Origin of the sequence: Streptomyces sp. KLMMK, from assembly GCF_036961605.1 — a bacterium.
GTDB lineage: Bacteria > Actinomycetota > Actinomycetes > Streptomycetales > Streptomycetaceae > Streptomyces > Streptomyces telluris.
On sequence record NZ_JBAMDC010000630.1, the window covers coordinates 1 to 2319 of the forward strand.

Sequence of the window (2319 nt, forward strand, 5' to 3'; positions counted from 1 at the left end):
ACGTCGAGGAGGCCGCGAGCTTCCTCGGGCTCGCCCTGCGGGAGTGCAAGGACCGGCAGGAACGCCACGCGCTCTCCGCGACCCTGGCCCGGGCGGTGTGGCGGGTCAACCCGGCCGCCGCGGGCCCGCACCTCGCCCCGCTGTACGCCGCCGCCCGCAGCGGCACCCTGGACACCCGCGACACGGCCACCGTGCTGCGCCACATGCTCTGGCAGGGCGATACCGATCTCGCGGCGGAGACGATCAGCGCGTTAGGCGGCCTGCGCACGCGGACCGACGCCCGGCTGCTGGCCGAGATGGAGTTCGTCAGACAGTGGTTCTACGGCGTGCCGCGGGCCCCGCAGCGCGGTGACACCGGCCGGACGAGCCCCCTCGGACCCACCATGGCGGACCACACCAGCAGCCTCTGGGCCAGCGTCGCCCTCATGGCCGGCGGCACCGTCACCGACGAATCCGTGACGCACGTGGCCGAGGCCCTGCAGGCCCACCAGCTCAGCGACCTGCGGCTCGAACTCACCACGATCTCCTTGATGGTCATCGCGCATGCGGACCGGCCCGCGACCGCGGCGGAGGTGTGCGAGTCCCTCCTGGCCGACGCCGGGCGGCGCGAGTCGACCACCTGGCAGGCCGTCCTCGGCGCCGTGCGGGCCGAAATCGCCCTGCTGCAGGGCGACGTGGAGACCGCCTCGGAGAAGGCCGTCGAGTCCCTCGGCCTGCTGCACCCGCAGGGCTGGGGCGTGCTGGCCGGCCTGCCGCTGTCGACGGCCCTGTTCGCGTACACGGCCCTCGGCCGCCACGAGGCCGCGGCGGACCTGCTCCAGCGCAAGGTGCCGGACAGCATGTTCCAGACGCTCTTCGGCGTGCAGTACCTGCGCGCCAGGGGACATCACTACCTGGCCACCGGGCGGGCCTTCGCCGCGCTCAACGACTTCGAGACCTGCGGCCGGCTCATGCAGGACCGCAGCCCGGAACTGCAGGCGGGGATCCCCTGGCGGACCGACCTCGCCCAGGCGAACCTGCGCATCGGCAAGCAGCGCGCCGCCAAGGACTGGGCGCAGAAGCAGCTCAGGCTGCGCGGCAACTTCGGCTCCCGCACGCGCGCGATCACCCTGCGCGTCCTGGCCGGAGCGAGCCAGCTGCGCCACCGCACCGCCCTCCTACGCGAATCGGTCGACCTGCTCCAGGCGTGCGGCGACCGGCTGGAGCTCGCCCTGGCCTACGGCGAACTGTCCGCCGCCCACTACGAGCTGGGCGAGTTCGCCCGCGCCCGGCTCCTGGCGCAGCAGGCCGCCCAGGAGGCCGCGGTGTGCCGGATCGATTCACCGGTCGGCAACCGCCTGGAGCGGGCCGAGCCGGAGGTCCCCGGCGCCGCACCGGCCCTCAGCGACGCGGAGTGCCGGGTCGCGGCGCTGGCCGCGCTCGGCTACACCAACCGCGAGATCAGCAGCCGCATCCACGTCACCATCAGCACGGTCGAGCAGCACCTGACGCGCGTCTACCGCAAGCTGAACGTCGCCAGCCGCACCGAGCTGCCGTCCAAGGTGATCGAGTACCGGATACCGACGCCGTCGGACCCGGCCCCCGCGGCCCGGTCGGCCGCGGTGCGCGGCAGCGCCTGAGCGGACGCGGCGCACCTCGCCGCGGCGGGCGGGCCGGGAGTCCTGAGAGGTTCCCGGCCCGCCCGCCGTCTCACTTGTACGTCTCCAGCTCGTCGTCCAGGATGCCGAACAGCTCGTCCGCGGTCGCCGTCTCCAGCCCCGGTCCGCCCTCCCGCTCCTCCTCCCGGGGGCCGGCGCCGGTCCACCTCGCCGTGAGGGCCCGCAGCCGCACCGCGACCCTGGCCTGCTGCTCCCCGTCCACGACCGCGGCGTCCAGCAGGGCTTCGAGGCGCATCACTTCGGCCTCGGCGTCCGGCACGGGTGCGTGCGCGTCCCCGGCCAGTTCACCGAAGAGGTGTCCGGCGATGGCGGCGGGGGTCGGGTAGTCGAAGGTGAGGGTCGCCGACAGGCGCAGCCCGGTGTCCGCGCCGATGCGGTTGCGGAGCTCCAGGGCGGACAGCGAGTCCACTCCCAGTTCGCCGAAGCCCCGCTCCGGGTCGACGGCATCGGCGCGTGCGTGGCCGAGCACGTCGGCGACGTGCCCGCACACCGTCTCCAGCAGCAGCTTCCTGCTCTCCGCGGGCGGCAGTTCCGCGAGCCGCTGCGGGAGGGCGGCGATCGGCTGCTGCCCGCCGGCGACGACGGGAGCGGCTTGCGCGGTCCGCCGGGCCGGTGCGCCGCCGAGCGCCCGCACCATGGGCGGCGCGTCCTCGGTGGGCCG

The 2319-nt window shown here is 74.8% G+C and carries 2 protein-coding genes; one reads left to right on the forward strand and one right to left on the reverse strand.

The window, feature by feature from the left end; genetic code table 11:
* The coding region (locus tag V7793_RS36500; RefSeq protein WP_336013972.1) for a helix-turn-helix transcriptional regulator at positions 1-1619 on the forward strand (1619 nt) is incomplete at its 5' end.
* A gap of 70 nt (positions 1620-1689) precedes the next feature.
* On the opposite strand, the gene V7793_RS36505 is transcribed toward V7793_RS36500, so the two are convergent.
* On the reverse strand, positions 1690-2319 hold a 630-nt coding region (locus V7793_RS36505; protein ID WP_336013973.1), incomplete at its 5' end, for a phosphopantetheine-binding protein.